This window comes from Nocardia sp. 852002-51101_SCH5132738, assembly GCF_001665695.1.
Classification (GTDB): domain Bacteria; phylum Actinomycetota; class Actinomycetes; order Mycobacteriales; family Mycobacteriaceae; genus Nocardia; species Nocardia nova.
Genome location: NZ_LZML01000157.1, coordinates 26,432 through 50,236 on the forward strand (window position 1 = coordinate 26,432; position 23,805 = coordinate 50,236).

Genomic DNA, 23,805 nt, shown 5'->3' on the forward strand with positions numbered 1-23,805 from the left:
GCAGGTATCGATATGCAGACAAGTTGAGCCACAATGATTCCGGCGCGGTGGTCGGCCGTCACACGGCACGGATATGTTGGACCCATGGCTCGCGATTCCACACCGACCAAGATCGCCCGCAATCGCCGGGCACGACACGGTCCGCTGGTGGTCGTCGCGGCATTGGCCTCGATCGCGGCCGCGACCGTCGGCGCGTCGGCGGACCCCACCGGCGCGACGGCCGTACCGGAGGGGCAGGCGTTCTACGACGCACCCGCCGAGGCGATCGCCGGACCGCACGGCTCGGTGATCCGGGCCCGCAGTATCACCGGTGATCCGGGCCTGCCCGGGGCGCGGAATCTGCTCGTTCTCTATCGCTCGGTGGATCTACAGGGCCATCCGGTCGCCGTCTCGGGAACCCTGGCGGTGCCCGGCGGCACACCACCACCGGACGGTTGGCCGCTCATCTCGTGGGCGCACGGCACCACCGGGGTGGCCGATATCTGCGCACCCTCGCGCGACACCGGTCCCGACTACCCCGACCACGACTACACCGCGCAGGTGCGCGACGTACAGCAGCGCTGGCTCGCGGCCGGATACGCGGTGGCACAGACCGATTATCAAGGGCTCGGCACCCCGGGCCCGCACGGATACCTGATCGGCACCACCGAGGCCCGCGCCGTGGCCGATATGGCCCTGGCCGCCCGTGAACTCGACGCATCGATCGGCACGCGGTGGGCGGCGATCGGCCACTCACAGGGCGGCCAGGCGGCCGTCTTCACCGATGCGCAGGCCCGCGCCTGGGCGCCCGGACTCGATCTGCGCGGTGTGGTGGCACTCGCCCCGGCATCGCAGGTGGAATTCGGCATCGGAGCGCAGCGGGTGGTGAGCACGGTCGGGGCGGGTGAAGTCCTCGCCGGCACGCTCGGCAACTCGAATGCGTTCCTGCCGTTGCTGATTCGCGGCGCGCAGACCGCCGAGAACATCGATCCGTCCCGCTTCCTGACCCCGCGCGCACTGAGCCTGCTGCCCGAGGCCGACACCGGATGCCTCGGCTCCTTGCGCGCACCGGACAGCTGGGGCGGCCTGCCCGCCGATGCGGCGTTCAGCCCGCTCGGCGACGCCGCACCCCTGCTCCGCGTACTGACCGACAACGACCCCAGCACCCAGCGCGTCGACGTACCGCTGCTGGTGTTGCAGGGCAGCGCCGACACGACGGTGCCCCCGCGCGCGACGGATGCGATGGTCGCCCGCTTGCGCCTGGCCGATCAGCAGGTCACCTATCGGACCTACCCCGGCGTCGACCACCGCGGCATCCTGCAGGCATCACTTCCCGACGCCCTCGCCTGGGTCGACGCGCGCTTCACCTCCTGAACCCGCACGCGAATTCGGCTCGGCTCCACGTCGTTCGGACACCCGAGCCGTCGCCACCGTCTATTTCCCGGCGTACATCTCTCGCATGTTCTTTCCCATGAGGGCGACGGCTGTCCTGCGCGGCAGAATTCGGGACAGCAGTGTGCCGTTGAAGCGGTTGGCCCGGCCGGGAATCACCGAGGGTTGTCTGCCGAGTGCGGCCAGGCCCGCGGCGACCACCGGGGCGACCGGCATCACCTTCGGGGAATTGCGGACAGTGCGCGGTTGGTCGGCGCGGTAGCCGGGGGTGTCGGTGGGGCCGGGAACGACCGCGACGACGTCGACACCGTGCGGACGCCATTCGTCCCACAGTGATTCGGCCAGATTCAGCGTCAACGCCTTGGTGCCCGCGTACGAGGCGTACATGGGGGTGCCGAGCAGGCCGGACATGGAGCTGAGCAGGATCACCCCGCCGCGACCCCGTCCGATCATCGGCGGCACGAATCGGTGCAGGACGGTCATCATCGCGGTCACGTTGATGTCGATCGTCTTCAGATGCCGTTCCAGCGGTGTGTCCAGCCACATGCCACAGACCGAGAGCCCGGCGTTGTAGACGACCAGGCCGAGTTCGACGTCGTCGACCAGCAGCGCCACCGATTCCAGCACCTCCGGCGCGGTGATGTCGCCGGTGACCGCGTGGGTGCGGATTCCGTAGCGGTCGGCCAGATCCGTTGCCAGCGTGTCGAGTTCGTCCTTCTCCAGCGCGACCATGACGAGGTTCAGGCCGCGTTCGGCGAGCTGACGGCAGAATTCGGCCCCCAATCCCAGCGCGGCACCGACCACCAACGCCCACGGCCCGTACCGCTGCGGAAAGCTCATCTGCTGTCTCCTCGACCTCGATCAGAAACGGGTGCGAGTCCGATCATTGCATCCAGGAGACGAACTCGCCTCCGGCGCGGTCCCGAGGCGCCGGCCGGGCCTTCGCGATCCGCCTGCGCGACAACCGGTTCAGGTGCGGGCGGGCAGACTTTCCCAGCCGCGCACGGTCGAGGTCGGCGACAGCCGCGCCTGCGACATATCGACCTCCCACTCCGGGAACCTCTTCAGGATCTCCTCGAGTGCGATGCGACCCTCCAGGCGCGCCAGCGCCGAACCCAGGCAGAAGTGGGTGCCGACGCTGAACGCCAGATGCGGTTGCGGCGCGCGCCGGATGTCGAAAACGTCTCCGTCCGGGGCGAAGTGGCGGTGGTCGCGGTTCGCCGCGCCGATCAGGAACATCAGCACCGACCCCTCGGGCACCTTCTGCCCGTAGTACTCGACCTCGCGGGTGACGTAGCGGCAGGTGTGCGGAGCTGGCGATTCGAAGCGCAGCAGTTCCTCGATCGCCTGCGGGACGAGCGCCGGATTCTCGACCAGCAGCCGGCGCTGGTCGGGATGATCGGCGAGAACCTTTCCGGCCCAGCCGATCAGGCGGGTGGTGGTCTCGTTCCCGGCGCCGGACACCACATTCACGTACATGAGCAGTTCGTCGCGGGTGAGGCGGCGCTCGGTGCCCGTCTCGTCGACGAATTCGATGTTGAGCAGTTCGGTCATGATGTCGTCGGAGGGATGTTCGGCGCGCCAGTCGATATAGGGGCCGAAGATGTCGCCGGACACCATGCCCTCGGAGGCCGCCTTCATCGGCTTGCCCTCCTCCGTGCGCATCTGCTCGTTGGCGAAATCGCGGATGGCCTCCTGATCCTCTTCCGGGATGCCGAGCAGCATGCCGATGGTCCGCATCGGCATCCGGGCGCCGATATCGGCGATGAAGTCCAGGCGGCCGGTACCGACCAGCGGATCGAGACTTTCGGCACAGAAGTCCCGCACCTTCGATTCCAGCGCCTTGATCTTGCGCGGCGTGAACATCCGCGAGAGCAGTTTGCGGTGGATCGTATGCACCGGCGGATCCTCGAAAAGCAATACGCCGGACGGTATTTCAATATTCGCCTTGATGAGCTCCAGGATCGCGCCGCGGCCGGAGATGAAGGTGTCCTTGTCGATCAGGCCGGCGTTGACGTCCTCGAATCGGCTCAGCGCGTAGAAGTCGTGCTCGGCGTTGTAGTAGAGCGGCAGCTCGTCGCGCAGGCGCTTGAACATGGGATAGGGATCGGCGTTGAGTTCGACGTCGTACGGGTCGTAGTGGACGTCACTGGCCGCGCTGATGGTCACTGGTTCACCCCTTGCGGAAATCTCCGGAATGCGGCTCGGCCGCGGACAGGCACACGGGCAGGCGGCTGCGGACCTCGGGTCATGACGCCTCCCTCCACCGTGAGAGAAGGATATTCTCTAAAACTGGGAATGACAATCCCGCAGGTTACATGCAGATCCCGCTATATCTAGGGCGTTCGCTGCGCGTCGCAGGTAGAGTAAGGTTCTCAATGCGTGGAAGTATTGTTCTCGCAGGTCTGCCAGCCACCGGCCCGACGAACGGAGCGCGCAGTGACGTCCGGAACCCACCCCTCGCCGCCGGATACCGGTGATGTCTCCGATCGCGATCTGCTGCTGGCCGCCGCCGAAGCCGAGGCCGAGGCCGAAGCCGCCGAGGCGTTGGCAGCCGCTGCCCGCGCCCGAGCTCGCGCGGCCACGCTGCGCCGTCGCGCCGGATCCGCCGCACCGGCGAGCACACACCCGAACGCGAACGACACGCCGGACAGCGACGACCCCGCACCTGGCCCGCAAGACAATGGCTCGGAAGACAGGCGAGCCCGGCAGCCCGCGACAGCCGCCGAGCGGACCCTCGACGATGACCATGTCGACGCGGCTACCGATCTCGAGCCCGAGTCGGATCTCGAGCCCGCCGCAACGAACGATCCCAGCTCGGAGCCCGAGGAAAGCAGACGCCACAGGAGACCACGGCTGGGGGCCGTTCGGCATATCCGGCGACGCACGGCCGGTGCGGCGGTCGCGGCGATCGTCCTGTGCGCCGGACTGGGCAGCAGCGGATACATGATGTGGCGGCATCACGATGTGACCGCGAAGCAGCATCGTGAGGCGGAGTTCGTGGCGGCGGCGCGGCAGGGCGTGACCACGCTGACCTCACTGGATTTCAATCATGCCGCCGATGACGTGAAGCGCGTGCTCGACGATTCCACGGGTGCCTTCCGCAACGATTTCCAGTCGCGCGCAGACGATTTCGCCAAGGTGATCCAGCAGTCCAAGGTCGCCACCCAGGGCAGGGTCGACGCGGCCGCAGTGCAGTCGATGACCGACGACTCGGCGGTGGTCCTGGTCGCGGCGACCTCCGAGGTCACCAATTCGGCCGGCGCGAAACAGGAACCGCGCGCCTGGCGGTTGAGCGTCACCGTGGAACGCGTCGACGGCCAACTCAAGATGTCGAAAGTGGAGTTCGTCCCGTGAGCACATCCTCCGATTCCCGGCCCGAGCACATCGACGAGCGCGAGACCGGCGCGAACACCGAAACGACCGGAGCGCCTGCGCCTTCCGAGAAGGGCGCGCGGAAGCTCCCGCGCCCGCGTGCGGCGCTGACCTGGGTGCGCGGCCATCGCGCCGGGGTGGGGGCCGGGCTGCTCGGCGGACTCGCCGCGGCCTCCGTGGTGGCGGCGACCAGCCTGTACTTCACGCAGTACCGCCCCGATCAGCAGACCGACGACGACGCTCAGCGCGCGGCGATCGCCGCCGCCTCGAACGGCTCGGTCGCGATTCTCTCCTATGCTCCCGATACCCTCGACCACGATCTCACCGCCGCGAGGTCCTTCCTGACCGGAGACTTCCTCACCTATTACGGGCAGTTCACCCAGCAGGTGGTCGCGCCGGCGGCCAAGCAGAAGGCGGTGAAAACCTCAGCTGCCGTGGTGCGTTCGGCGATCGAGCAGATCCGTCCGGATTCGGCCGTGGTGCTGGTGTTCATCAATCAGACCACCACCACCTCCGACAAGCCCGATCCGTCGATGACCTCGAGCAGTGTCAAGGTCTCGCTCTCGCACATCGACGGCAAGTGGTTGATCTCGTCCTTCGATCCGGTGTGAGTCCGCACCGCGAGCGAGGTAGGCGTCGAATTCAGTGCGCCACCATGTCTTTCCAGCTCGCCGGGCGGGTACCGGCCAGATCGTCCTGCCGATACATCCTTCCGTCCGGCGCCAGGTAGTTCCCGGTGCGCGGGTCGTAGTGGGCGAAGCCCACCGACGGTGCGGTGGTCGAGCGCGATGCCGCGGGCGCGTTCAACCCGGGAATCCTGGGCAGCTCGATCTGCGGCAACTGCGGCAGGGGAACTCCCGGTGCGGCCGGTGCGGGTGGCGGCGCGTTCCACCGCGAATCCGGCGGGATGCCTTGTGCTTCCAGATTCGGATCGCGCGGATACGGTCCCACCACCGGCTGGTCCGGCGCCACCGGTTCGTACTCCTGGTCGCTGTTGCAGATCTCCGCTGTCGGCGCTCGCTTTCCCGGTTTCCCGGCACACGGGAAATTGCGCGCGCCGCGGACCGCGACGGGCGAATCCTGTGGCAGCTTGCAGTACAAGCCGTCGGGGGTGTCGATGGTGGTGGTGTCCGACGGCGGCCGCCATGCCGACGGCGGCAGGAAGCCGACCGTACAGGCCGGCGGATCCGAGACCCCGCTGATCCGGAAGTCTCCGGGTCCCAAGCCCTGTGCGTTCTTCGTGGGTTGTACCGCCTGCACGATCGAGACCTCGGGCGGCAGCAACACCAGCACCTGTTCCAGCCCGGCGTGATAGGTCACGCCCAGCTGCGCGACCGAGGTCAGATTCGACAGGAGCACGGGCAGTGTGAGCTTCACCGAATCCAGAAGTTTCGTCGCCTCCTGCGCCGCACCCGGCCCGGTGTTCAGCAGCGTCCGGACCTGCTCGTCGTCGGTGGCGATCTGTCCCGACACTCCGGCCAGGCTGCGCGCCCAGATCCGGATCGCGTCGGCCGAGCGGTCCTGCGAGTCCATCAGCGGCTCGGCCTTCGCCAGCAGGTCGCGGGTGGTGTCACCGGTCCGGTTCGCATCGGCGGCCACGGTCGAGGCGGAGTTCAGCAGCGACTGCAGGTCGTATCGGGCGCCGTTCACGCCGGTGAACACCTCGTCGAGCATGTCGTGCAGCCTGTCCTTGGGAATGCTGCCGACCAGAGTGTCGAGTTCGTCGAGCATCGGCCCCACCGGTTGCGGAACGGTGCTGTCGCGCACGTCGATCACGGATCCGTCGTGCAGATACGGCGGTGCGTCGGTGCGCGGTTGCAGATCGACGTACTGCTCGCCCACCGCCGACACGCTGCGCACCTGCGCCCGCAGATCCGCGGGGATCTTGTGCCCGCCGTCGATGGACAGGGTCGCCTTCACCCCGTCGTCGGTCAGATCGACGGAGGTGACCTTGCCGATCTGAACGCCGCGATAGGTGACATTGCCGAATCGATACAGCCCGCCGGAGGTCGGAAGTTCCAGCGTCACCTTCATGGTGCCGATACCGGCGAGGGTCGGCAGCCGCATGTACTGCACGACCATCGACACCATGCCGATCACGGCCAGGATCGAGAAGATCACCAGCTGCGCTCGGACGAATCGGGTGAGGATCATCGGCCGCCTCCGTTCGGGTCGGGCGGGTTCACCGGCGCACCCAGCGGGTCGTTGGTCTGGGTGCCGTAGCCGGGGTCGCCGACCATCGCCTGCAGCACGGCGTTCGGGTCACCCAGCGGGGTGCCGAGCAGCAGTTCGCGCCGCAACCGCGGCACGGTGAGGTCGATGGTGGCGAACAGATTGACGTAGTCGCCGCGGATACCGTGGTCGATGCCGTATTGCCCGTACGGGAACACGGTGAGGAAGGAGACCGCGCCGTCGATCTTCGACCCGACGTCGGCCAATTCCCGCAGGGTCGGTTCGAGGTTGTGCAGATTCGTGAGCAGATCCGACTGCACCTGCGAGATCACCCCGGTCGCGGTGTCGCTGAAGGTGCGCAGCTTGTCGAGTGCGGTGGTGATCTTCGGCCGCTCGGTGAGCAGCACCTCGAGTGCGGGGCCGACCTCGCGCAAGGTATCGCTGACCGTATCCCGTTGCTGGGCGAAGGTTTCCGCCATCCGGTTCAGCCCGGTCACGGTGGCGAGCAGATTGTCGCGCTGCTGATCCAGCACGGTCATGAACGCGTCCAGGCGCGGGATCAGATCGTGGATGGCGCCCTCACGACCGGAGAACGCGGCATCGAGATTGTGGATGATGTCGTTGATCTGCCCCATCCCGCCGCCGTTGAGCACCACCGACAGCGACGCGAGGGTCTGTTCGGTCGACGGATAGGTCGAGGTCCGGTTCAGCGGTACCGTCGCCCCGGGCTGCAGGCGCCCGCTCGGCGCCTGTCCGGCCGGCGGATTCAACGCCAGATGAGTCGAGCCGAGCAGACTGGTCTGGCCGATCGTCGCCGCCACATTCGCGGGCACGACCACATCCGGCTTCACCGAGACGTCCACGACGGCGTGCCAGCCGTGCACGGTGATCGACCCGACGCTGCCGACCACCACGTCGTCGATCATCACGGGCGAATTCGACACCAGCGTCCCGACATTCGCCATCTCGACGTGATAGATCGCGGCGTCCGCACCGCGACCGGGGGCGCCGGGCAGCGGCAGCGAATCCACGCCGTGCCAGCCACATCCGGTGACGGTGACCAGTGCGCACGCGCACAGGACGAGCAACCGCGCGATCATGACGGTGGCCTCCCCCAGGGCTGGAGCAGTTCGGTGACCGATGTCGGCGCCGACGGGCCGGGCTGCTGTCCGACGATCTTCGGCACCAGGTCGGGTTCGCTGTAGATCACGTTGTTCGGGTCCGGCGCCGGCCCGGTCACCGGGCTCACCGGGAACGGCAGATAGTTGAAACTGAGCAGGGGCAGAATCGGCCCCAGATACTGGCGGCACTTCTCCCCCGATTCGGCCGCCGTGGCGTTCTCGATACTCGCCACCCCGGCGCAGATGAACTGCATCGGATTGGAGAAGTTGTTGAGCTCGAAAACCCCTGCCTCCGTGCCGGTGTCGGGGTTGTAGATGTGATAGAAGTTCGCGATGCTGTTCGGCGCGATATGCAGCAGATTCTCCAGATCCGCGCGATGATCCACCAGATTCTGGGTGACATTCGCCAGCCGCTGCACCTGTTCGCCGGCCTTCGCGCGGTTCTCGGAGACGAACCGCTGGACCTCACCGACCGCGACCGACAGTTCGCGCAGGGCCGCGTCCAGATCGGACTTGCTGTCGTCGACGACGCTGGACAGTGTCGCCAGCCGATTCTCGAACTCGACGATCTGGGTACTGCTGCCCTTCAGCGCGTCCACGAACGTCTGCAGATTCTGCAGGATGTCGACGATATTGCCGCTGCCGTCGGCCAGGATGCGCCCGACCGCGGACAGCTGGGCCAGCATCTGCCGCAGCTTCTCCCCGTTCCCGTCGCTCAGTGCGGCGGCGGTGCTGTCGACGAACCGGCCCATCGAACTTCCCGCGGCGTCGCCGCCCGGGCCCAAACCCGTTGCCAGCTTGGTCAATTGCGTCTTGATCTCGTCCCATTCCACCGGCACCGCGGTGCGCTCGACCGGGATCACCGCACCGTCGGCGAGCGTGGGGCCGCTGGTTCGAAAGGCGGGAGTCAACTGGACGTAGCGGGCCGCGACCAGGCTCTGTGCCACGATCACCGCCTCAGCGCCGGCGGGCACCCGAATGTCGCGGTCGACGGCGAGCACCATCCGGGTCGTCGTGCCCTGCGGCCGGATCGATTCGATATGCCCCACCTTCACCCCCGCGACGCGCACGTCGTCGCCGGGATAGATCGCGGTCGCGGTGGTGAATATCGCGGTGAAGTGCTTGGGTCCGAACAGTTCTCGATAACCGATCACGCCTCCGGTCACCACGACCGCGACGATCACCACGGCACCGACGATCCGGACCATCCATCTCGTACTCATCGCGGCGGCTCCGGATGCGGTAGCGGGAACTGGGCCGGCGGGTTCACGCCGAACGCCCGGTCGATGAAGGGCTGGATATCCTGGCCGTCGATCAGATTGGCGACGTAGGCGTTGTAGAAGCGGCCGCCGGAGACTGCTTCACCCTGGGTCAGAGCGACTTTCGCGTATCCCGGGATGGCCTTGCCGATATTGTCGCGATTCTTCTCGAGCATCGCGGCGATCGAGTTCAGCCGATCCAGTGTCGGCCCGAGCGCGGCCTCGTTGTCGGCGACCAGGCCCGACAACTGCTTCGCCACCGCCGAGGTGTTGGCGAGCAGGTCGACGATTTCCTGGCGACGCTGCGCGAGCACGTCGACCAGCGCATTCGCGTTGAGAATCAGCGTATTCACCTGCTCGCTGCGCTGGGCGAGCACCGAGGTGACCGTGCCCGCGCCGGTCAGCAACTGCCGTAGCGATTCGTTGCGGCTGTTGATCGTCTTGGACAGCTGTGTCAGCCCGTCGAATGCCGGGCCCACCTGCGGTGCGATCTGATTGAGCGTCGAGGACAGCATGTCGAGGGAGCGGTTGAGTGAATCGATGTCGATCGCCGAGGTCTTGGTGCTCAGATCACCGACGGCATCGGTCAGAGAATACGGCGAGGAGGTCCGCGAGGCCGGAATGGTGTCGAGTGAGCGCATCCGGCCGGTTCCCGCGGAAACGACCGTGAGGTCGCGTTTCCCCAGCAGCGAACTGGTCTTGATGTGCGCCGAACTGTCGGCGCCGAGCCGGATGGTCGAGTTCACCGAGAACACCACCAGCGCATCCCCGTTGTGCAGCACCACCTTCTGCACGGTGCCGACCCGCACGCCCGAGACGATCACGTCGTCGCCGACCGCCAGTCCGGCGGCCTCGCCGAACAGCGCCTGATAGCGCACGGTGGTGCCCCATGCCATGAACTTCTGCGACTGCAGGCCGATGAGGATGACGCAGACCATCACCACGATCCCGACCAGTCCGGGACGTAACAGATGAGCGCCGCGATAATGCAGCATCTACGGTGCACACCTCCCCGTCTCGGTTTTGATCCAGGGCAACTGGACGACCTGCCCGGACGGATCGCTGACTCGGATGGTCAACGCGCACACGAAGTATTGGATGAAGTTGCCGTAGGAGCCGGTCCGCACCATCTTCCGGAAGTTCTCCGGCGCCCGCTGCAATGCGTGGTCCACCTTGTCCTTGCCGTCGTCCACGGCGGGTGCCAGCCGCGCGAGCTGTTCGACGCTGTCGGCCAGGGGAGCTCGGCTCTGCGTGAGAAGATCTGCGACGGAAGCGGTTCCGCGGTCCAGTGCGTCGATCGCGGAGCCGATCGGATCGCGGTCCTGCGACAGCTGGGTCACCAGTTGCTCGAGGCGGCCGATGGCATCGGAGAACTGGGTGCCGTTGCTCGCCAGAGTCTCCATCACCTGGTTCAGGTTGTCGATCAGCTTGCCCACCACATCGCTGGTGTCGGCGAGCCGGGAGGAGAAGGAGGCGGTCTTGGTCAGCAGCGAATCCACCGTGCCCTCCTGCCCCTGCACGATCTGCACCAGCGACCAGGTGAGCGAATTGACCTCCTGGGCGTTCAGTCCCTGCAGCACCGGTTTCAGGCCGCCGAGCAGAAGATCGAGATCCAGTGCGGGCGTGGTGCGTTCGAGCGGAATCCGCGCACCGGGCCGCAGGGTCGCGGTGGATCCCGGACCGTCGGTCAGTTCGAGATAGCGGTCGCCGACGAGGTTCAGATAGCGGATGGCGGCCTTGGTGCCCCCGGTGAGCACGATGTCGCGGTCGGCGTCGAAGGTCACCACAACCCGCTGATCCGGGCGCAGCGTCACCCCTTGCACCCGGCCCACCTCGACGCCGGCCACCCGCACACTGTCTCCGGAGCGCAGTCCCGACGAGTCGGTGAATTCCGCCGAATAGCCGTTGGTCGAACCGGTGCGGTACTGACCGAAGACCAGGACGAGGAATCCGGAGAGAACCACCATCACCACCGCGAAGGCGCCGAATTTCAGCAGCGGCGTATCCCGTTGTCTCATCGCGGACCTCCGGCGGCGGGATCGACGGCCCCGAACAGCACGCTCTGCAGCAGATCCGGATTCACGCGCAGGGTCCGGTTGGTATTCGGGAACGGGACGGCGCCGTCGTCGACCACCACGAACTTGGGCTTGCCGTTGTAGGGCACCGGCAGCACCGAACACTGCGGGCCACCGGATGCGGCGACCTTGGGCAGATCGCGCGGATATCGGTACGGTTCGGCGCCCCACAGGAAATTGACCGTCAGTCCCATGCCCGGAACCTGCACCGGTTTCACATTGTCCATGTAGTCCAGGCCCTCGATCGAACATTTCAGCGCCGGTGCGTATTCGGCGGCCAGATCGGTAGTGGGTACCAGCAGGTGCAGCATCGAGGCCAGCGGCGCGCCGTTGTCGCCGAGCACCTGGTTGCCGACGTCGGCCAGGCCGATCGCATTGACCAGCAGCGCATCCAGATTCGCTTGTTCGTCCGCCACGGTCCGGCTGATCGTGGCGGCATTGCGCGCGGTGGACAGCAGGTCCGGCGCGGCATCGCCGTAGGAGGCGGCCACATTCGGTCCGGCCGCGATCTCGTGACTCAGCGAGGGCAGAGCCGGCTCGATCTTGGCCAGGAACGAGTCGAGATCGGTCAGCATCTGCCCGACCTGTTCGCCGCGGCCGTTGGTCGCACCGGCGATCGCGCCCAGCGTCTCGTTCAGCTTCTCCGGTTCGATCTGCCCCAGCACCGCGGTCAATCGTTCGAAGATGGTGTTGATCTCGACCGTCACGTGCCGGGAGTCGAAGATCTGGCCGGCGTGGATCGAGGACGCGGATTTCTCCGCCGGCGGCAGGAATTCGACGAATTTGGCGCCGAACACGGTGGTGGAGGCGATGTCCACGGTCACATTCGACGGAATGCGTTTCACCTGATCGGCGTCGATCGCCAGCTGGATCGCGGCGAGCCCGTCGGGCCGCTCGTCCACCGCGGCCACCCGGCCCACGGCCACTCCGCGCATCTTCACCTTCGCGTCGGGGTACATGACCAGGCCCGCACGCGGTGACAGGACGGTGACCCGCACGGTATCGGCGAATCCGCCGCGGAACATGACCACCGCCAGAGCGACCACCCCGGCGATCGCGGCGATCGACAGCAGACCCACGATCGGACGTAAAATGCTGCGCAACACGGCTTCTCCCCTAGCCCGACAGGTTGAAATTGCCGTTGGAGCCGTAGATGGCCAACGAGACCAGCAGGGTTACCGAGACGACGGCGATCAGCGAGGTCCGCACCGCGTTGCCGACCGCGGTACCCACTCCGGACGGCCCGCCGGCGGCGAAAAAGCCGAAATAGCTGTGTATCAGCAGAATTGTCAGTGCCATCAGGATCGCCTGCACGAACGACCACACCAGATCGAGCGGATTGAGGAAGGTGGTGAAGTAGTGGTCGTAGAGCCCCGAGGACTGGCCGAGCAGGAAGACGGTGGTGACCCGGCTGGCGAGGAAGGAGGCCACCACCGCGAGTGAGTACAGCGGCGTGATCGCGATCATCCCGGCCACGATGCGGGTGCCGACCAGATAGGCGATCGGCTCGATCGCGATGGATTCCAGTGCGTCGATCTCCTCGTTGATCCGCATGGCGCCCAACTGCGCGGTGGCTCCCGCGCCGAACGTGGCCGCCAGTCCGATGCCGGCCACCACCGGCGCCGAGATGCGCACGTTGATGAAGGCCGACAGGAATCCGGTCAACGCCTCGATGCCGATATTGCCCAGGGAGCTGTAGCCCTGCACGGCCAGGGTGCCACCGGTGGCGAGGGTGAGGAATCCGACGATCACCACGGTGCCGCCGAAAACCGCCAAAGTGCCGGAGCCCATGCTGAATTCGGCGATGAGCCGAATGGTCTCCTTCTTGTAGCGCCACGCGGCGAACGGAGCGCCGAACAGCGCCCGCACGTAGAAGAGCGTGTGATCGCCGATGCTGCCGAGGCTTTTCACCGGCCGGCGCGCCCGCCGCACGGCACGCGGATATCTCGCTTCCAGTACCACAGCCGTTCCCCCTCATCTGGCCGTCATCTGAATGCCGATCGCGGTCACGACGACATTGATCACGAACAGCGCCATGAAGGCATAGACCACGGTTTCGTTCACCGCGTTGCCCACGGCCTTCGCGCCACCGGAGACGATCAGCCCGCGATAGCAGGCGATGAGCCCGGCGACGAGGCCGAACAACAGCGCCTTGACCGCCGAGATCACGACTTCGTTCAGCCCGGTCAGCAGGGTGATGCCGTTGGCGAAGGCACCGGGGTTGACGTTCTGCACATAGACGGAGAAGACGTAACCACCGGCGATGCCGATGATGCAGACCAGACTGTTCAGCAGCAGCGCGACCAGTCCCGAAGCGAGCATGCGCGGAGTGACGAGTCGCTGCACCGGATTGATGCCGAGCACCTCCATGGCGTCGATCTCCTCGCGGATGGTCCGCGAGCCCAGATCCGCGCACATCGCGGTCGCACCGGATCCGGCCACGATCAGCACGGTCACCATGGGACCCACCTGGGTGACCGCGCCGAATGCCGCGCCCGCGCCACTGAGGTCGGCAGCACCCAGTTCGCGCAGCAGAATGTTGAGGGTGAAGCTCACCAGCACGGTGAACGGAATCGCCACGAGCAGGGTCGGAATCAGCGATACCCGGGCCACGAACCAGGACTGCTCCAGGAATTCGCGGGTCTGAAAGGGGCGACGGAAGGCGAACTTCACCGCATCGGCCGACATGGCGAACAGTCCGCCGATGGTCTGCAGTCCGCCCGCCGAACGGCGGGACATACTCCGGGACCAGCCCGGCAGAGTTATCGCCATGCCGCCACCTCCCGGAACCCCGCTACGTCGCGACAACCTGGCGGAAATCGCATTCTCGGTTTCGATAATGCTACATCCGCGAGACAAGAACGCAATAGCTATTGCGAGTAGGTAGCGTTTCGGATCACCAGCGGTTGCGCGCCTCTTCCGCCCAGCCGGTGAGGCCGTCGAGCTCCACCCATTCCCCGTCGTCGGTGCGGGCTCGGCCGGTGAAGTGCCCGAAGCACTGATGAGTGTCGTTGGCCAGCACACCCAGCGCCGTCCGGGATTCGCGTACATGGAAGGGCGTGAACTCGACGGCAACGCGCGGGCCGCGAATCCGCCACGGCCGCAACCAGTCCCGGCGGTCGTACACCCATTCCAGCTCATCGTCGATCTTGTGCAGCCGGCCACGCACGAACAGCGCGTTCTCGGTCGAACCGGTGCCGTCGGTCCACTTGCCGCCGAGCTGGATCGCCGTCTCCGGGCCGCAACCGGCGGCCCAGTTCCACGCGATCGAGTACGGCCACTTCCCGCGTCCGTGGTCGAGGACGGCGAACCCGTCGGCGACCACGTAGGCGACGCCGTCCACGGTGAGGGTGCCCGACACCGGACGGCCGAGATCCTTGACGGTGTACTGGAAGCGCTTCGCACTCCACGGCACCACGACACCGAGCGATTCGTGTCCCGCCGGCGACCCGGCCGTCAGATCGATATCGATGCGCGGGGTGGCGGCGTGAATCCTGGTGCCGGCCGGATCGTTTCGCAATTCGATCACCAGATCGCCGGCATGTCCGGTCGCGGTGCCGGCACCGCTGCGATCGGGAAGGTGCACACCGCGGGCGAACGGCGTCACCACATCCTTGACGATCTCGGTGCCGCTCGCCCGATCGAGCACGTAGATACCCTGCAGACCGGCGTAATCCAGCGACGTCAGCACGATTCCGATGATGTGGTCCGGGGTGACGATGCCCCAGTACTCCCACCGCTTGGTGCGACCCCAGCCACGCAGATTCGCCCGGTGCAGCGGCCGGCGCGTCCAGCCCACCGCGTCGGGATTCAGCCGGCCCCGCGACGTGCACAGATCGACACTCGCGGTGATCTCGCGCTCCGTGGTCACCCGTTCGGCCATCGTGGCCCTCCTTCGCTGCCGCGGTCGACGCGACCGCGGTCGGACCATTGTCGCGGGCGGGCCGGTCATCACGAACGGGCCACGCCTGCGACGAGGCCGGCACCCACGCACGTGGCCGACGTCATGCTGGACGTGTTGCACTTCCGATAGCTCTGAGTATGCTCATTAATGAGCGCACTCATTCTTATCGGCCGATAGGAGGCGTCGGGTGGCAAGTACACAGCAGAGCCGGCAGGTCGGGCGGCGGGTGCGCAATATGCGCGAGAAGCAGAGCCGGATCTTCGAGGTGGCCGCGCGGTTGTTTGCCGAACGCGGTTTCGCCGCGGTCACCACCCAGCAGATCTCCGATCGGGCCGATATCGCCGCGGGCACGCTGTTCCGCTACGCCTCGTCCAAGGGGCAGCTGCTGCTCATGGTCTACAACGAGGACTTCCGGTCGGCGCTCGAGGCCGGCGCCCGCCGCGCCCGCGACATCGCCGATCCGGTGGGCGCGATCACGGCATTGCTGCGGCCGATCCTGGTCGCGGCGGCGCGCAATACCGAGAACACCATCGCCTACCAGCGCGAATTGCTGTTCGGCCCGCCCGAGGAGACCTACCGGGAACAGGGGCTGGCGTTGGTGGCGCAGCTCGAGTCGGTCCTCGCCGAGATTCTGCTGACCGCGGTCGCGAACTCCGGCGAGCCCACGGCCGCGCAGCGGGAGGCGGCCCGCGTGGCGGGCCGCGGTCTCTTCGCGGTACTGCACATGGCGCTGGTGCGCCCGTCCACCGGCGTCCACCCCCACCACGATCCGATCGACGATCTGCACGCCCAGATCGCTCAACTCGTCGCCGGTTTCCGCAGCGCCGCGGTCACCGGAGCCTGAAAAACCAACGTGGGCCACGGCCCGCAGAACGGAGTCGACATGTCCGGCACGATTCGCAAGGTGAGCGTCCTCGGGACCGGCGTCCTGGGATCCCAGATCGCCTTCCAGACCGCCTTCAACGGTTTCGAGGTAACCGCCTACGACATCAACGACGAGGCGCTGACCGCGGCGGGCGAGCGTTTCGACAAACTCGCGGCCACCTACCGTGAGCAGGTACCGGGCGCGGGTGACGGCAAGGCCGAGGCCACCGCCGCGGGCATCGCGCTCACCAGCGATCTCGCCGAGGCCGCCCGGGACGCGGATCTGATCATCGAAGCGGTGCCCGAGGTGCTGTCGATCAAACAGGACACCTATCGCCGGCTCGGTGAGCTCGCGCCCGAGCACACCATCTTCGCCACCAACTCCTCGACGCTGCTGCCCAGCGACATGAAGGACGCCACCGGCCGCCCGGACCGATTCCTCGCCCTGCACTTCGCGAATCAGGTGTGGCACTTCAACACCGCCGAGGTCATGGGCACCGAGGACACCGATCCGAAAGTGTATGAGGCGGTAGTGGAATTCGCCCGGGCCATCGGCATGGTGCCGATCGAACTGCACAAGGAGAAGGCCGGCTACGTCCTCAACTCGCTGCTCGTGCCGTTCCTCAACTCGGCGATGGCGCTGGCGGCGGGCGGCTACGCGGAGCCGAAGGCGGTCGACGAGACCTGGCGCATCGGCACCGGCGCGCCCGCGGGCCCCTTCCAGATCCTCGACATCGTCGGTCTGACCACGCCGTACAACATCCTGGTCAACAGCGGCGAGGACGGCCGGAAGCTGGCGCAGTGGCTGAAGTCGGAATACATCGACAAGGGCAGGCTCGGCCTGGCCAGCGGCGAGGGCTTCTACCGGTACAACGCGTAAGACGTTACGGCACAGCCACATTCGACAGTCGGGGCGGACAACCACAGGCAGGAGAGACCCGGATGTACTACAGCAGCGGCAACTACGAGGCGTTCGCCCGCCCGCGCAAACCCGAGGGCGTCGACGACAAGACGGCGTGGTTCGTCGGGGCGGGCCTGGCCTCGCTGTCGGGCGCGGCCTTCCTGATCCGCGACGGGCAGATGTCCGGTGACCGGATCACCATCCTGGAGCGATTGAAGCTGCCCGGTGGCGCGCTGGACGGAATCAAGGAGCCGGCAAAGGGTTTCGTCATCCGTGGTGGCCGCGAAATGGAGAACCACTTCGAGTGCCTGTGGGACCTGTTCCGCTCGGTGCCCTCGATCGAGATCGAGGGCGCGAGCGTCCTCGACGAGTTCTACTGGCTGAACAAGGACGATCCGAACTACTCGCTGCAGCGTGCCACGGTGGATCGCGGCCAGGACGCGCACACCGACGGCCTCTTCGCGCTGAACGACAGGGCGCAGAAGGACATCGCGAAGATCTTCCTCGCCACTCGCGAGGAGATGGAGAACAAGCGCATCGACGAGGTGTTCGGAAAGGACTTCCTGCAGAGCAACTTCTGGCTGTACTGGCGCACGATGTTCGCCTTCGAGGAATGGCACAGCGCGCTGGAGATGAAGCTGTACCTGCACCGGTTCATCCATCACATCGGCGGCCTGCCGGACTTCTCGGCACTGAAGTTCACCAAGTACAACCAGTACGAATCGCTGGTACTGCCGCTGTATCGGTGGCTGCTCGATCAGGGCGTGACGTTCCGGTTCGATACCGAGGTCACCGATATCGACTTCGACATCACCGCGGATCGCAAGCAGGCCACCGGTATCCACTGGGTCTCGGACGGGGTCGAGGGCGGCGTCCGGCTGGGCCCGGACGATCTGTTGTTCACCACGATCGGTTCGCTGGTGGAGAACTCCGACGAGGGCGATCACCACACCCCCGCGACACTGAACGAGGGACCGGCGCCCGCTTGGGAACTGTGGCGGCGGATCGCGGCCAAGGATCGCGCCTTCGGCCGCCCCGACGTCTTCGGATCCCATATTCCCGAGACCAAATGGGAATCGGCGACGGTCACCACACTCGATCAGCGCATACCGGAGTACATCCGCAAGATCTGCAAACGCGATCCCTTCAGCGGCAAGGTCGTCACCGGCGGCATCGTCACCGCCCGGGATTCCAGCTGGCTGCTGAGCTGGACGGTGAACCGGCAACCGCACTTCAAACAGCAACCGGCCGATCAGATCGTGGTGTGGGTGTACTCGCTGTTCGCCGACAAGCCGGGTGACTACGTGCACAAGACGATGCAGGAGTGCACCGGCGAGGAGATCACCCAGGAGTGGTTGTACCACTTGGGCGTTCCGCTCGACGACATCCCGGAGCTGGCGGCCGAGGCCGCGAAGTGCGTGCCGGTGATGATGCCCTACGTCACCTCGTTCTTCATGCCGCGCCAGGCCGGTGATCGGCCCGACGTGGTGCCCGAGGGCGCGGTGAACTTCGCCTTCATCGGCCAGTTCGCCGAAACGAGCCGGGACTGCATCTTCACCACCGAGTACTCGGTGCGCACCGGTATGGAGGCCGCCTATCGGCTGCTGGGCATCGAGCGTGGCGTGCCCGAAGTGTTCAACTCCACCTACGACGTGCGCAGCCTGCTCAATGCGGTCGGCCACATGCGCGACGGGGACGCGCTGAAGATTCCGGGCCCGGAGTCGTTGCGGCGCAGGCTCATCGGGAAGCTGGAGAGTTCGGAGGTCGGGCTGCTGCTCGCCGAGTACGGGCTCATCACCGACAAGTAACCGGCATTCAGTCGCGGGGATCGGCCGACGGCCGGTCCCCGCTTCGGCGCGCGAAGGTGGCCAGCAGTTCTCGTGCCTGCTCACCCCCGTCGAGCAGACGGCCGGTGCGGCGGGCGATGCGCCACCCGTCGGATTCGCGGCGGAGTTCGAGCCGGTGCACACTCGCGCGCAGTACCTCGTAACCGTCCGATTCGCGATGCACCAGCAGTGATTCGAAGACCGCGAGCGCCTCGTCACCGTCGATGTCGATGCGTGCCGGACCCTGGAAATGCGCCGACCCGGCGGCGATGAGCGTCCGATGTGCGGGCGATTCCACCATCGCGCGCACCTGGTCACGCCCCCGCATCCGCCAGCCCTCGACGTCGTATTCACCTTCTGCACACCATAATTCGGCGGTCGCCTGCGCTTCCCCGGCGTCGACCAGCGGTCCGTAGGACGCGATGATGCGCAGGATCGCGAGTTCGTCCTCGACCCGTCGCAGCCGGCGGAGAATATCCGCGAGTTCGACCTCGGTCATCTCGTCCTCCTCTGGTCCGCCCGTGGCGATATCGGGCTCACCGGTTCGCCAGCTCGGCCAATGCGGCCAATTGGTCGCAGTAGTGTTCGGCCGAGTTCGCGGTGACGGCGCATCCGGCCAGTGTCGCACCCGCATCCGCCAGGGCCGCGAGCCGCCGCGTCACCCGGTCCGGCTCACCGAGCGGATCCAGCGGGCCGGTGGGCAGGACCACCTCGAATCCGGGTGGCGAATCGACTTGCGAGAGCATCGTTTTCAGCTCCGCCATCGGCAGGCCGAACGGCATCCACCCGTCGCCGAAGCGGACCGCGCGGCGCAGCGAGCGCATCGTTCGCCCGCCCACCCAGATGGGCACCCGGGATTGCACTCCGGCGGGCTCGACGATCATCCCGGAGAAGCTGTAATGCGTTCCGGTGTAATCGGGTTCGCGCACGCCGAATGCGGCGCGCAGGGCGGCTATCGCATCGTCGGCGCGCTCTCCGCGCCCCTCCCAGGTCGCCCCGAGCAGATCGAATTCCGCGCGCAGAGATCCCACTCCCACACCCAGGACGACCCGGCCGCCACTGATCCGGTCCAGTGTGCCGTAGCGCTTGGCGATCTCGAGCGGGTGGTGATACGGCAGCACCAGCACCGAGGTGGCGAGCCGGATCCGGGTGGTGCGGGCGGCCAGATACGCGAGCGTGGCCAGCGGATCCCAATAGGTCGCACCCCGGGAAGCGGCCACCGACGCCGGTACCGCGGTGTGTTCACTGCAGGTGAGATGGTCGAAGCCCAGGCGGTCGGCGGTCTCGGCGATGCGGGCGAGTTCCGCCATGCCGGCATCGGCCTCCCACGGCGAGTACTGCCCGGGAAACCGCACCACGATCGGCGACGACAGGGCCAGGCGCACCGGGCCGGTCATCGCGGATCCGGTTCGGCGCCGATCAACTTCTGCATCCGGCGATGCCCGCCCAGCACGATCGCCGCCCGATCCGGACCGCTGCTGCGCGCCGCCGTTTCGGCATTGCCGCCCGCGACGAACACCGGTCCGTTGGCCAACTGCTCGAGCCCTTCGCGCGCCACATCGGCCGGTTCGGCCACGAGCATGCCGGGGATGTCGAAATTCAATCCCGCACGTGCCATCGCCGGTGTCCGGGTGACACCCAGCACCAGATGCAGCACGTCGACGTTGTAATCCCGCAGTTCCAGCCACAGGCTCTCGGCGAAGATCCGCAGATACGCCTTGGAGCCGCCGTAGACGGTGTGGCGGGCCGAGCCGCAGTAGCCGGTGAGCGAGCCGACCAGCACGATGCCGCCGCGGCCCCGCTCGCGCATGCCGCGCCCGAAATGGTGCACGAGCGCCAGCGGTGCGGTGACATTGAGCGCGTTCATGGCGGCGAACGCGTCGAGGTCGCCGTCGAGGAATTCGGCGCTGTGGGTGTTGGCCCCCGCGTTGTAGACGAGCAGGCCGACCTCCACGTCGGCGGTCGCGGACGCGACGCGCGCCGGTGCGTCGGGCGCGGTGAGATCGACCGCCAGGGTCCGTACCTGGACCCCGCGCGCGGCGACACGTTCGGCGGTCTCGGCCAGCGGGCCCTCCCGCCGCGCCAGCAGGACGATATTGATTCCCGCGGCGGCGAGCCGGTCGGCGAACTCCGCGCCGACCCCCTCCGAACCGCCGGCGATGACGGCCCACGGCCCGTAGCGGTGCGGATCGATGATGTCGTTCGGTTCTGCGGCCATGCCCGGACGGTAACCGAAACAGGTTTCGGTGCGGCGCGCACTCCCGCTCACCGGACACTCGTGTCGCGAAGAAAAGCACTGCTCAGGGTGAAATGAACGCTGTTCACTAAATTGCCGAAAGATAGTGCGCCGCAACGTTTTCAGTTCGTGATCGTGCCGCTCGCGCGCACGACACATTCGCCAGTATTTTCGAACATGGTTGCTGAGCAGTGTTTTCGCGGAAACGGGGCACTCGACATCACATTCCTTCATTTCGAAAACTCGCCGTGAAACTTCCATTTCGAAGCCGCCGGACGGCGCGAACACTTCGGGTAGCGCACCCTCGGGGTCGGCGTTATGCTCGTGCGCGAATTTCGAAATCGTCTGGCGGTCCGCGCATTCGAGTCAGCCGTGCACAGCGGAAGGTGGGGGAACTGTGCCATCTCCGCACATGTGGATGTGGATCCGGAAGTATCGATAGTGACCTATTCAGTCAATTCGCAGCAGGCGCCCGGGGGCGCCGCCACATCCCGGCCACCGCGACGAGTACCGGCCTTTCTCCTTCCCGCGACGATCTGTGTCTTCGTCGGCGCCGCGGCTTGCCTGGCCATGCTCCGGTTCGCGCCCGAGACCGAACGAGTGGCCTCGGCCGTCGCCGCCGGGGTCGTGGGCCTGGCCTTGGCCGTGACGTCGGGATTCGCCGGTCACTACCGTGACCGGGCGATTCGCTATCGTGAGGCCAACGATCGCGCCGAGCGTGCGGTCGCGAACTACGTCGCCGAGAGCGAGGCGCGCCTGGCAGCCGCCCACGATACCGCGGTCGCGGCGGGGCGGGAGGCGGGCGGCAGCGAGAACCGCCGGGTGGCCGCGATGGCGGCGTTCGCCGGCGCCGCCGGGCGGATGCAGGCGATGACCACCTCGATGCTGGCCGAACTGCGCGAAATGGAACATCGGCACGCCGATCCGTCGGTGCTGGCCGATCTGCTGACCCTCGACCATCGCACCGCACAGGCCGGACGCCTGGCCGACAGCATCGCGGTGCTCAGCGGCGCCCGCTCGGGCCGGCGGTGGGCGAAACCCATTGCGATGGAATCGATTCTGCGCGGCGCCATGGGTCGCGTCGCGGGCTACCGCCGGGTGCGCCTGCGCGCGGTCGCCGAAATCGCGATCGCCGGTCATGCCGCCGAGGGCATCATGCACGCGCTGGCCGAGCTGATCGACAACGCCTGCAATTTCTCCCCGCCCACCACCGAGGTCCACGTCTACGCCGCCGAAGTGCCGGCCGGCGTCGTCGTCACCATCGAGGACAGCGGACTGGTGATGAGCGAATCCGCCCTGCGCCGCGCCGAACAGGCGGTGTCCGGCACCCGGACGGCACGCGGAGCGGATACCGATCTGTCCTCGCTGACCGGCACCCGGCTCGGGCTCGCGGTGGTCGGCAATCTGGCGCGCAAACATGCGCTCACCGTGTCGTATCGCCCGTCGGCGATCGGCGGCACGGCGGTCGTCGTCGTGGTCCCGCGCGATCTGACCACGCGCCTGGACCGCTCCCCCGGCTCCACCGCGACGATCGAACTGCCGCCCGCCGCGCGGGTCGCGACCCCGGCCGCCCTTCCGGCGAGTCCGTTCGGACCGCCCGTCACCGACGACCGGGACGCCGACGCCACCACCGCGGCCGCGAAACACTCTGCCACGCAGGCGGTTCCGGACCCCGAGCGGTCGGCCGAACCCTTACCGAAGCGCCGCCGCGGCAGCACTCTCGCCGCAGTCCATCCCGACGGCCTGCGCAGCGCCGCCGTCGAGGATTCGGCCTACCCGCGGACGCGGCCGTCGGCCCTCGGCGCCTTCCAGCGCGCGGTCTCGGCCCCGGATTCCCCCTCCCCTTCGATTGCCCTGGAGAACGATCGATGACCACTTCGGTACCGGCGCACCTGGATTGGCTCCTGGACCAGCTGCTGGCCCGCACCCCGCACAGCCGGCACGCCCTGCTGCTGTCCAGCGACGGTCTCAAGATCTGCCACACCCCGGAACTGTCGGTGGACAAGGCCGATCAGCTGGCCGCGATCGCGGCCGGAATCCAGAGCCTCTCGCACGGCGCCTCGGTGGAATTCGGCGACGGGCGCAGTGGCGTGCGGCAGTCGATGACGGAGTTCTACGGCGGCATCCTGTTCATCGTCGAGGCCGGATTGGGCGCCCACATCGCGGTCGTCGCCGATGCCGAGGCAGATGCCGGGCTGGTCGGCCACAACATGAGCGAACTGGTCGAACAGCTCGGCGAACACCTCTCCGCCGCGCCGCGCGGCCCGCGGCCGTGAGGCGGGCGCGATGACCAGGCCGGGCCGCGACGACACCCCGGACCGGCTCTACACCCTCACCGGCGGCCGCAGCCACCCCGATACCGACGCCTTCGATCTGGTGACACTCGTGGTGGCCGAATCGGAGCCGGCCCCGGGGATGCAGTCCGAGCAGGTCGCGATCCTCGAGATCTGCCGGGCGCCGACGGCCGTGGTCGAGATCGCCGCCGAGCTGCGGCTGCCGGTCGGCATCACGATGGTGTTGCTGGCCGACCTGCTCGACGCCGGAAAGATCACCGTGCGCCACCCGCATTCCGCGCCCGCGTGGGAGCCGTGGAATGCCCTGCCCGACACCGAAATACTGGAGAAGGTGCTCGTTGGACTCCGCAACCTCTGATCCCCTCCGCACCGGATTCGGCGACCGTCCGGCCCGGGCCCAGGCGCCG

General features: G+C 67.2%; 23 protein-coding genes. 9 read left to right on the forward strand and 14 right to left on the reverse strand.

Features of this window, described 5'->3' with window-relative positions; translation table 11 throughout:
* Nucleotides 1-84: 84 nt before the first annotated feature.
* Nucleotides 85-1,353 (forward strand): S9 family peptidase, encoded by a 1,269-nt coding sequence (locus A5789_RS23730; RefSeq protein WP_193615447.1) that lies wholly within the window; start codon nucleotides 85-87, stop codon nucleotides 1,351-1,353.
* Nucleotides 1,354-1,413: 60 nt separating this feature from the next.
* Here the strand turns inward: A5789_RS23730 and A5789_RS23735 are convergent, their stop codons facing one another.
* Complete coding sequence (locus A5789_RS23735) at nucleotides 1,414-2,211, reverse strand: SDR family oxidoreductase (protein ID WP_064903004.1); 798 nt, start codon at nucleotides 2,209-2,211, stop codon at nucleotides 1,414-1,416.
* A gap of 129 nt (nucleotides 2,212-2,340) precedes the next feature.
* Nucleotides 2,341-3,540 carry a cytochrome P450 gene (locus A5789_RS23740; RefSeq protein WP_064903006.1) on the reverse strand — a complete coding sequence of 400 codons (1,200 nt, stop codon included), beginning with the start codon at nucleotides 3,538-3,540 and terminating at the stop codon, nucleotides 2,341-2,343.
* A gap of 270 nt (nucleotides 3,541-3,810) precedes the next feature.
* Between A5789_RS23740 and A5789_RS23745 the strand changes: the two genes are divergently transcribed.
* Nucleotides 3,811-4,728, forward strand: coding sequence for a hypothetical protein (locus tag A5789_RS23745; protein WP_064903008.1), 918 nt, complete (start codon nucleotides 3,811-3,813; stop codon nucleotides 4,726-4,728).
* Nucleotides 4,725-5,357 carry a twin-arginine translocation pathway signal gene (locus tag A5789_RS23750; RefSeq protein WP_104363789.1) on the forward strand — a complete coding sequence of 211 codons (633 nt, stop codon included), beginning with the start codon at nucleotides 4,725-4,727 and terminating at the stop codon, nucleotides 5,355-5,357. The genes A5789_RS23745 and A5789_RS23750 overlap by 4 nt, the downstream gene beginning before the upstream one ends.
* A gap of 31 nt (nucleotides 5,358-5,388) precedes the next feature.
* Here the strand turns inward: A5789_RS23750 and A5789_RS23755 are convergent, their stop codons facing one another.
* The 9 genes from A5789_RS23755 to A5789_RS23795 all read right to left on the reverse strand — a co-directional run bounded on the left by A5789_RS23755 (nucleotide 5,389) and on the right by A5789_RS23795 (nucleotide 15,256).
* Nucleotides 5,389-6,897 carry an MCE family protein gene (locus A5789_RS23755; RefSeq protein WP_064903068.1) on the reverse strand — a complete coding sequence of 503 codons (1,509 nt, stop codon included), beginning with the start codon at nucleotides 6,895-6,897 and terminating at the stop codon, nucleotides 5,389-5,391.
* Nucleotides 6,897-8,018: an MCE family protein gene (locus A5789_RS23760; protein ID WP_063012100.1), complete on the reverse strand. Its 1,122-nt coding sequence runs from the start codon at nucleotides 8,016-8,018 to the stop codon at nucleotides 6,897-6,899. The genes A5789_RS23755 and A5789_RS23760 overlap by 1 nt, the downstream gene beginning before the upstream one ends.
* The gene (locus A5789_RS23765) at nucleotides 8,015-9,262 is read right to left on the reverse strand and encodes an MCE family protein (RefSeq protein ID WP_082940911.1); all 1,248 of its coding nucleotides are present in this window, start codon (nucleotides 9,260-9,262) and stop codon (nucleotides 8,015-8,017) included. Before A5789_RS23765 ends, A5789_RS23760 begins: the two co-directional genes overlap by 4 nt.
* Entirely contained in the window at nucleotides 9,259-10,293 is a 1,035-nt protein-coding gene (locus A5789_RS23770; protein WP_063012104.1) for an MCE family protein, read from the reverse strand. Before A5789_RS23770 ends, A5789_RS23765 begins: the two co-directional genes overlap by 4 nt.
* Nucleotides 10,294-11,316, reverse strand: a complete 1,023-nt coding sequence (locus tag A5789_RS23775) for an MCE family protein (protein ID WP_063012106.1) — start codon at nucleotides 11,314-11,316, stop codon at nucleotides 10,294-10,296. It abuts the gene before it with no gap.
* Nucleotides 11,313-12,479, reverse strand: a complete 1,167-nt coding sequence (locus A5789_RS23780; RefSeq protein WP_227462661.1) for an MCE family protein — start codon at nucleotides 12,477-12,479, stop codon at nucleotides 11,313-11,315. Before A5789_RS23780 ends, A5789_RS23775 begins: the two co-directional genes overlap by 4 nt.
* A gap of 10 nt (nucleotides 12,480-12,489) precedes the next feature.
* Complete coding sequence (locus tag A5789_RS23785; protein WP_030516025.1) at nucleotides 12,490-13,335, reverse strand: ABC transporter permease; 846 nt, start codon at nucleotides 13,333-13,335, stop codon at nucleotides 12,490-12,492.
* Between the two features lie 12 nt (nucleotides 13,336-13,347).
* A complete protein-coding gene (locus A5789_RS23790) occupies nucleotides 13,348-14,145 on the reverse strand; it encodes an ABC transporter permease (RefSeq protein WP_030516026.1) in 798 nt (265 codons plus the stop codon).
* 124 nt (nucleotides 14,146-14,269) lie between these two features.
* Entirely contained in the window at nucleotides 14,270-15,256 is a 987-nt protein-coding gene (locus A5789_RS23795) for a DUF2804 domain-containing protein (RefSeq protein WP_197516700.1), read from the reverse strand.
* Between the two features lie 208 nt (nucleotides 15,257-15,464).
* On the opposite strand from A5789_RS23795, the gene A5789_RS23800 reads away from it, so the two are divergent.
* From A5789_RS23800 to A5789_RS23810, 3 genes are all read left to right on the forward strand, one after another.
* Nucleotides 15,465-16,121 carry a TetR/AcrR family transcriptional regulator gene (locus tag A5789_RS23800; RefSeq protein WP_227462662.1) on the forward strand — a complete coding sequence of 219 codons (657 nt, stop codon included), beginning with the start codon at nucleotides 15,465-15,467 and terminating at the stop codon, nucleotides 16,119-16,121.
* Between the two features lie 39 nt (nucleotides 16,122-16,160).
* Nucleotides 16,161-17,021, forward strand: a complete 861-nt coding sequence (locus A5789_RS23805; protein WP_063012286.1) for a 3-hydroxyacyl-CoA dehydrogenase — start codon at nucleotides 16,161-16,163, stop codon at nucleotides 17,019-17,021.
* 62 nt (nucleotides 17,022-17,083) lie between these two features.
* Nucleotides 17,084-18,850, forward strand: a complete 1,767-nt coding sequence (locus A5789_RS23810; RefSeq protein WP_063012108.1) for an oleate hydratase — start codon at nucleotides 17,084-17,086, stop codon at nucleotides 18,848-18,850.
* 7 nt (nucleotides 18,851-18,857) lie between these two features.
* Here the strand turns inward: A5789_RS23810 and A5789_RS23815 are convergent, their stop codons facing one another.
* The 3 genes from A5789_RS23815 to A5789_RS23825 are packed head-to-tail and all read right to left on the reverse strand — an operon-like array spanning nucleotide 18,858 to nucleotide 21,065.
* Nucleotides 18,858-19,367 (reverse strand): nuclear transport factor 2 family protein, encoded by a 510-nt coding sequence (locus A5789_RS23815; RefSeq protein ID WP_063012110.1) that lies wholly within the window; start codon nucleotides 19,365-19,367, stop codon nucleotides 18,858-18,860.
* Between the two features lie 37 nt (nucleotides 19,368-19,404).
* A complete protein-coding gene (locus A5789_RS23820; RefSeq protein WP_063012288.1) occupies nucleotides 19,405-20,253 on the reverse strand; it encodes a TIGR03619 family F420-dependent LLM class oxidoreductase in 849 nt (282 codons plus the stop codon).
* Between the two features lie 8 nt (nucleotides 20,254-20,261).
* Complete coding sequence (locus A5789_RS23825) at nucleotides 20,262-21,065, reverse strand: SDR family oxidoreductase (RefSeq protein WP_063012290.1); 804 nt, start codon at nucleotides 21,063-21,065, stop codon at nucleotides 20,262-20,264.
* 480 nt (nucleotides 21,066-21,545) lie between these two features.
* Here A5789_RS23825 and A5789_RS23830 point away from each other — a divergent pair, with 480 nt between their 5' ends.
* Genes A5789_RS23830 through A5789_RS23840 form a run of 3 tightly spaced genes read left to right on the forward strand, consistent with a single transcriptional unit; the run spans nucleotide 21,546 to nucleotide 23,756 of the window.
* Nucleotides 21,546-22,976 carry a sensor histidine kinase KdpD gene (locus A5789_RS23830; RefSeq protein WP_064903012.1) on the forward strand — a complete coding sequence of 477 codons (1,431 nt, stop codon included), beginning with the start codon at nucleotides 21,546-21,548 and terminating at the stop codon, nucleotides 22,974-22,976.
* Nucleotides 22,973-23,380, forward strand: coding sequence for a roadblock/LC7 domain-containing protein (locus A5789_RS23835; RefSeq protein ID WP_036506268.1), 408 nt, complete (start codon nucleotides 22,973-22,975; stop codon nucleotides 23,378-23,380). Before A5789_RS23830 ends, A5789_RS23835 begins: the two co-directional genes overlap by 4 nt.
* Nucleotides 23,381-23,390: 10 nt before the next feature.
* The gene (locus A5789_RS23840; protein ID WP_030516036.1) at nucleotides 23,391-23,756 is read left to right on the forward strand and encodes a DUF742 domain-containing protein; all 366 of its coding nucleotides are present in this window, start codon (nucleotides 23,391-23,393) and stop codon (nucleotides 23,754-23,756) included.
* Nucleotides 23,757-23,805 lie beyond the last annotated feature (49 nt).